We start from the raw sequence: 6,896 nt of genomic DNA, 5'->3' as shown, positions 1-6,896 counted from the left end.
ACACTCCATTATTTATATTAGGATTTACTAATAAAGAGTTTTATTTGGAGATATTCAATGCAGAAATTCCTATTCAACTGCCTAGGGTTGAGCTTTAAGGTTTTCTTAGCCTTAGCACTAAGCCTATCGATTGCAGGCTGTAATGGCGGCTCAAGTAACTCTTCAGGTACAACACCAGGAGATGAAACAGATATCTCCGGGGTCATTGAGTTGCCTGAGAGCTCACCTCTTCAAGAAGATAAGCTCTCAATAGAAGTTGATGACGCCTCATACCCTGTTGACTCTAAACAAAGAGTGTCACTCCCTACTCTAGGCGAATCACCAGCCAATGCGTATCTAATGCTTCCGCAAAGAGAAAGTGATGAATGGCCAAGCGTCTACATGCTTTCTACCCTATTACCCGGAGAGGAAAATACTCGTATCGACAGCGAAGGAACCGCAATCTCCCTGGTCATGCAAGCAATCCCTCAGGAGCTTTTACTAAACGCAGGAAGCGCAAGCGAAGTCAAACAAAGCGTTAGAAACAACTCCCTAGCGTTTATTGATAAATTTGAAACAATGATCGAAGCGGACCCTTATACTTTGCACCTCCACAATTTGAACAATGTCTATGACGAGATCTATCTTGGCGCAGTGCAGAGCAGTCTGGATGCCCTTAAAGCCTTAATGCCAACGCAGGATATTGAACTGGCCATCTCACGCACAAGCACAAACACAAACACAAACTATCGCTCGACTTCTTACGATGGCCCAAGCGATATGGATCTGCACGTAGTCTATGACGACCCAGCCCATACTCTGCTGGGCTTGTCTGTTAAACCAGAAAAAGAAAACAATCGTATTGCCTCGTACATAACCCTGGACAATGATACGAGCCTCTATGTTCGCCCCAGGATTTTTGATCTGGTGTCCGGTGGGGAATGGTATAGTGCCGACTTACCCGTAGGCATTATTAGTAAAGCTTTTGATGAACACTTGCTCGATCCGCAGCAAGGATTCTGGGGTGCCTATCAATCTAATGAACAATCCTTCGAAGTTGAGCATCGCGATGTGGTGGTAGATTTTGTCACCGCAGGAATTACAGGCATCGAGTTCGATGGCTACACCGAAAGTACCACCTTTGCACTTCAACTAAGAACGATATATTCGAAGGTACTCCTTCCAAGCATCAATACGGTGTTTAGCGTTAAGGACGTTGCTATCCAACCTGTTTTTGGCGTGCTCTATAATTCTGGCTTGTTTGATAAAGCCGCGCCCGCCCTATATCAATGGGAGCTTCTTGAAGCCTTAGGCATCGTCTTAGACGAAATGACATCGGGGCTGAATCCTACAAACCCTATTGCGGGATCTTGGCCAAACCCCGTCATAAATGAAATTCTTAGCTTAACAGCTAACGCAGCATTACAAGTTAATTCAGAACAGTTTGCGAAAATGGGGCTCACACTGATATCGCTCAAGGCAACCATTGCCATTTGGGCTGCAGATATGCTTGCCGTAGTAAATGATGCGAGGCATATTCCAAGCACCGTTTCGGCGACTGTTAATTTCCCGATTGATCTGCTTAGCATGACGCCTTTAGCCATTAGCCGTCGTGATGGTGGTGTTATTGAAACAGAAGAAGTCACCCTAAGCGGCTTTGGCTTAAAAACACTAGATCATGTAGATGGCCGACATATTCCGGAAATCGTTCTAAGCGCTAAGAACGGTGAAGGTGAACTTGTTGATAGCGCCAAGTTTTATCCTTCTAATGCGCTGAACACCAACGACCCAGGAACGGAAATTAAATTCGAAGTATTCGGTCAATGGCTAAATGCCGACAGCAACGTCGATACAATTGAAGTTTCAATTGATCATATCTATACCAGTCGCAATCTAATAGGCATGAACAATGTCTATGAAATTACCGTTCCACCTGTAAGTGATCAAGCCAGTTTTACGATTCAAGTGGGCGCTATGGTTATTACTTCAATCGACCAAGAACGGGTTCAAGGTAACGATGAGCTGATCTTAAGTGTTTCAGGCATGACAACTAACATCGACGACTACACCGTCTACTTCAGGACGCATACGGGTAGCATTGTCCACGCTGCAATTCATTCTCTGTCTCAGGGAAGCTTAGCGTTAAGATTACCTTCGCACGAAAATATGGAGGTGGGTCCAATTAGCGTTTATATCGAAAATACCGAAGGTATTCGAAGTAACGAAGTAGCGCTTACGTTTATCCCGGAAAAAGTAGAATTTATATCCAACGGTATGAATGAGTTTGGTCAATTAGAACTAGCAATGACTCAAGCACAAGGCCTACCAGATATCCGCTATGTGTTGAATGGATCAGCGCCAGAATACAACTACTCGGCACCGATTTCGGTTTCTGATGGCACCACGGTGACCGCTTATGTAATACAAAGGGTTTATGGCCAGGACTATGCATCAGAAGAATCTGAATTTACTCATTCGACCTGCCCTATTGCTGATATTCCTCAATCCAATAGCCCTAGTTGCCCATCCACCTACGATATCGAACTCGGCAGCTCGAATACTTTTAATCAGGCTATTACGATGGCCAATGAAAGTGATCCCAACTCGTATACTTCTTGCTCATACGGTCATGGCGCAAACTACTATGAAGACCCGGGAATACTTGACCGAGAGCAGTTCTACGTCAATGCCCAGCTGCATGGATTAAGTCGATATTGGCATGAAAATGGGCAGATCTCTTCTCAAGGCTATTATAAGGAGGGAAATTCTCATGGTCTGTCCGAAGCCTGGTATGACAATGGCATCAGAATGTCACAAAATTATACTTACAACGGCGAATACTGCGGAGCCCAGACAAGTTGGTATGAAAGTGGTCAAAAAGAATCCGAAGACTATTATGCTGATGGCGAGAAACACGGCCTCTCAAGCGATTGGTATGAAAATGGGAATAAGGAATTTGAAGCGCACTTCGCGAATGGCAGTTACCATGGCACGCTAAAACGATGGAACGAAGATGGTACACTACTTTACTGCTGGAACTACGTTAATGGGACAAGAGGCGACAGCTGCGCGCCTTAAAGTGCTAGCTAGATTGATTCGCACCTTCAGGCTAATTTAGCCTGAAGGTGCTTTAGTGACATCATCACCTATAGCTGCTTAAATACATGCCTGAACAACAACTTCTTGTTTGAGTTTAATAATCTATGCAGCTTCAAAAAATTGACCTAAACCTGTTCATTGTTTTTGATGTAATTTACCGAGAACGAAATCTGACTAAGGCTGCTGAGTCCCTTCATATCACTCAACCCGCTGTCAGTAACTCGCTAAGTCGTCTACGCCGTGTTTTTGATGACCCACTATTTGTAAGACAATCAGGTCACATGGTACCTACACCATTGGCTGACAACATAATATCCAGAGTACGTGCGGCCCTGGCCGGGCTGGAGAGCAGCATCACCGAGCATGATGACTTTAATCCGGAAACCTCTGATAAGAAGTTCTCGTTCGCGATGAACGACACCTCTGAGTCTTACCTGCTGCCAATATTGATGTCTTATTTGCAAGAACATGCACCCGGCATTTCAATTGAGAGCTTTCCTGTCGCACGTTCAGAACTATCGAGAGAGTTTGCCACGGGGCAGTTAGATTTTGCGCTCGACGTTCCTTTGGTTAACGATCCACAACTTGTGAATGAGTCTCTCGCCCAAGACCGTTTTGTCTGTGTCGCTAGCCACGATCACCCATCGCTAGACGGTAAAAGCCTAACACTCGAGCAATACCTTTCTTCGCCGCACATTCATATATCCAGCCGCCGACGGGGTCAGGGCTATATTGACCTGCACTTGAATCGACAGGGCCTACAACGGGATATTCGCTTACGAGTCCAGCACTCTAGGGCTGCTCCACCAATCGCGGCACAGACCAATATGCTGCTAACAATCCCTGAAACCCTGGCGAAAGATCACAAACTAGCGATCTACGACTTGCCCTTTGAATTACCTGATGTAGATTGGCATTTATACTGGCACAGCAATTACAGCCAGGATAAAGCACACCAATGGATGAGAAGCGTCATTATTGATATCTTTAATCAAGAAATAAGCTGAGTACATGTTTGATGAAACGCATTTTTTCGCATTCAAACTCATTATTAGTCTTCAACCTTCGCAACATCCTGGGTAATCATAATATCAATTGCGAAGTTCGGAATGATGGCCTGACATCGACAGCGGGTGAAACACCTCCGACAGAGGTGTGGGCTGAGCTTTGGGTCTCGAAAGAAAGGGATTATGAGCAAGCAGAAAAAATCATTGAAGAAGCGGTACACGGCGACCCCAAAGCGACTTCATGGTTTTGTGAGCATTGCTCTGAAGATAATGCTCCCGCGTTTGAATTATGCTGGAAGTGCGGTAGAGAACGCGCTATATAACTTAGGCTCCTGAAAACCTTTTAGCTAAGCACTTAATTCTATTAATTAATACCTTTCGAACTAAGCTTTATGCGCCATATTTCAAACCAGCTCTGCTATGTGAATAAATGCAATATAAACCGCATTTTCCTGGCTACATTTCATACAAACACTACAATTAGATAGTATTAGACCCCGGTCTATAGGCAGACCTATTGCCGCCTACATTCTATTTCTTTTTTATTATGACGATCACCCTTAGTACCTGTTGCTAATACGATGAGGTACGTAGTTAAGGAGAAAGCTCATGACAGTTCGTTCCGGTGAAGGTGATAAAAGCTGGTTCCACAGCAATCGTTTTACTCATGTTAATGATTCCTGGTTTTTCACGACGCGAGAAATGACCGAGGAAGGCCCCTTCCACTCTCGACAAGAAGCAGAAAGTGCTTTGGTGTTATACATCAGGCACGTAAATGATTCGTTTTTCAAAAATAGTGGCTAGCGTTACATTGATCTAACTTTCAAACTGGGATAATTGCGCCATTGCCTGTTTTGATACTGCATTTTGAAAGGTACTAGACCAGCCTAACAAGTATGCAGGAAGCCCGATCGCCTGACGAGACCAACGCCAAAAGTTGAAGTCATCGTGATGCTGGTAAATCAATCCATCTTTAAAGGTAATGTTTGCCTTAATCTTATTATTTACCTTTCGACCCGTTTTAGAAAACAAGTAATTTGCTTCCCAGTTCACTTCACCTTGTGTGTCGTTCACCTTAGCCACATTAAAACTAAGGTCGAAGTCTTTTGCGCGCGTGCAGAGCATTTTCCACATAAGCCCTACTTCTGCTCCCGATAAGGTAAAAGCCGGGTCTTTGAAGGTCGCCTCTGGGTGGTAGCATGAAGTCATTGTTTCCCAATCAAGCTTTTGAAAAGCCGTGTAAAAGCGTTCTAATAATTCTTGCTGTTGATTCATTTCTGCTCTCCTGCTCAATTCATATCATTTACATAATGATAGCGAGCACTTAGACTACTTGTAAGATGACTGATATGACATTATTAAACGACTAATAAGACAAATAAAAAGAATACCTTTTGCATTGGGATTTATGTTCACCCTAGCTCCCCTGTTTCTTCAGTCGCTGGGCTGTGGGATATTTTTTCTGTGTGTTCACAGTTGCTTGCAAACGATATTCAGTTAACAACAAGCCTAGTGGGCCCGTCTCATTCAAGTATTAATAGTAGTACACCTATTCGTATTAGCCCTACAGAAGACATTGGTCAGAAGCATTATGACTTGGTCATCATCGCGCCCCTCGGCCCTGTCCCGACTAATGGCTTTGATTTTGATGACGCGCTAATTCATTGGCTAGTAGACAGCCAGCGAAAAAGAGGCGCAGTGGCGTCAGTATGTACCGGCGCATTTCTTGTGGCGGCGACAGGTTTGCTTGATCAGCGTCGCGCAACCACACACTGGAAGTATGCCTCCCAGTTTCGACAACAATTCCCGCTTGTTGATTTACAGATTGATAGCATGCTGACTCATGATGGAACATTATTCTGCTCAGGCGGCGCCTACGCATTTCAAGACCTCTGCCTTTATTTAATTGAAACGTTTTTTAGTCGCTCGCTCGCCGAAGCTTGCTCCAGATTACTGATGATTGATTTGTCTGAGAGATCGCAGCTAAGGTTTGCCGGTATACAAGCTTTGAAAGAACACAGTGATGAACACATTATTGGTATTCAAAACTGGATGGAAGATCATTTGGATAGCTTCGATAGTATCGAAGAGCTAGCAAACCGCTTTAACATGAGCAGCCGAAACCAGGTGCGGCGCTTTAAAACCGCTACCGATGAAACGCCATCTAGCTATTTACAAAAGCTTCGCATAGAGAAAGCAAAGCATCTGCTTCAAACAGGGAGTCAAAATATAGAGGCCATCGCAGGTAACGTTGGCTATCAGGATATTCAGTATTTCAGAACGCTTTTTAAAAAGCTCTGCGGTCAAACACCAAAACAATTTAGACAAAGTAAACTAAAACGCTAATACCTATAGTCCGTCGAGTGCAACAATTCTGTTTTTGATCTCTTCAGGAATGGCATGTTTACAGTTATTGTTATAATCGTAAAAAACGATTATTCCCTCACCTTCTGCCGCAATTCTGCCAGTATTATGGCTCATAACGTAGTACTTCATGGTAAAGCGATCTTCTGAAATTTCGCACACTCGCGTTGCCACGGAGATATTGTCAGGGTAGCTTAAAGGCGCTTTATAGCGGCACTGAGTAGAGGCCAGTATTGGGCCAATACCAGAGCGTTTCATTTCTTCATTATTACCCAGTCGGTCAAAATAGGCAATTCGCGCACTTTCGAAGTATTTAAAATAGACGACATTATTAACGTGCTGAAAGGCATCCATTTCACCCCAGGCTACTGGCGTATCTATCGAAACCTGACACTGCTCAAACACTTCGCTCATTACTACCTCTTCGCATTGTATTTATCAAATCAT

The 6,896-nt window shown here is 44.0% G+C and carries 7 protein-coding genes; 5 read left to right on the top strand and 2 right to left on the bottom strand.

The features are described from left to right. Positions 1-57 precede the first annotated feature (57 nt). The 4 genes from A3756_RS08935 to A3756_RS08920 all read left to right on the top strand — a co-directional run bounded on the left by A3756_RS08935 (position 58) and on the right by A3756_RS08920 (position 4,889). A complete protein-coding gene (locus tag A3756_RS08935; protein ID WP_068553360.1) occupies positions 58-3,057 on the top strand; it encodes a hypothetical protein in 3,000 nt (999 codons plus the stop codon). 125 nt (positions 3,058-3,182) lie between these two features. Next, positions 3,183-4,085 carry a LysR family transcriptional regulator gene (locus A3756_RS08930; protein ID WP_068506716.1) on the top strand — a complete coding sequence of 301 codons (903 nt, stop codon included), beginning with the start codon at positions 3,183-3,185 and terminating at the stop codon, positions 4,083-4,085. An 11-nt stretch (positions 4,086-4,096) separates the two neighbouring features. Beyond that, on the top strand, positions 4,097-4,408 hold the full coding sequence (locus A3756_RS08925; protein WP_068506719.1) for a DUF2007 domain-containing protein: 312 nt from the start codon (positions 4,097-4,099) through the stop codon (positions 4,406-4,408). A gap of 286 nt (positions 4,409-4,694) precedes the next feature. Next, on the top strand, positions 4,695-4,889 hold the full coding sequence (locus tag A3756_RS08920) for a DUF6316 family protein (protein WP_068553359.1): 195 nt from the start codon (positions 4,695-4,697) through the stop codon (positions 4,887-4,889). 12 nt (positions 4,890-4,901) lie between these two features. On the opposite strand, the gene A3756_RS08915 is transcribed toward A3756_RS08920, so the two are convergent. Further along, entirely contained in the window at positions 4,902-5,360 is a 459-nt protein-coding gene (locus tag A3756_RS08915) for a nuclear transport factor 2 family protein (protein ID WP_068506725.1), read from the bottom strand. Between the two features lie 189 nt (positions 5,361-5,549). Between A3756_RS08915 and A3756_RS08910 the strand changes: the two genes are divergently transcribed. Continuing rightward, positions 5,550-6,431 (top strand): GlxA family transcriptional regulator, encoded by an 882-nt coding sequence (locus A3756_RS08910; protein WP_068553358.1) that lies wholly within the window; start codon positions 5,550-5,552, stop codon positions 6,429-6,431. A gap of 3 nt (positions 6,432-6,434) precedes the next feature. Here the strand turns inward: A3756_RS08910 and A3756_RS08905 are convergent, their stop codons facing one another. Continuing rightward, positions 6,435-6,863, bottom strand: a complete 429-nt coding sequence (locus tag A3756_RS08905; RefSeq protein WP_068506729.1) for a thioesterase family protein — start codon at positions 6,861-6,863, stop codon at positions 6,435-6,437. Between the last annotated feature and the right edge of the window lie 33 nt (positions 6,864-6,896).

It is taken from the genome of Oleiphilus sp. HI0086, from assembly GCF_001635225.1.
Note: the sequence above shows the minus strand (reverse complement) of the source record. Positions and strands in the feature narration are given on the sequence as shown.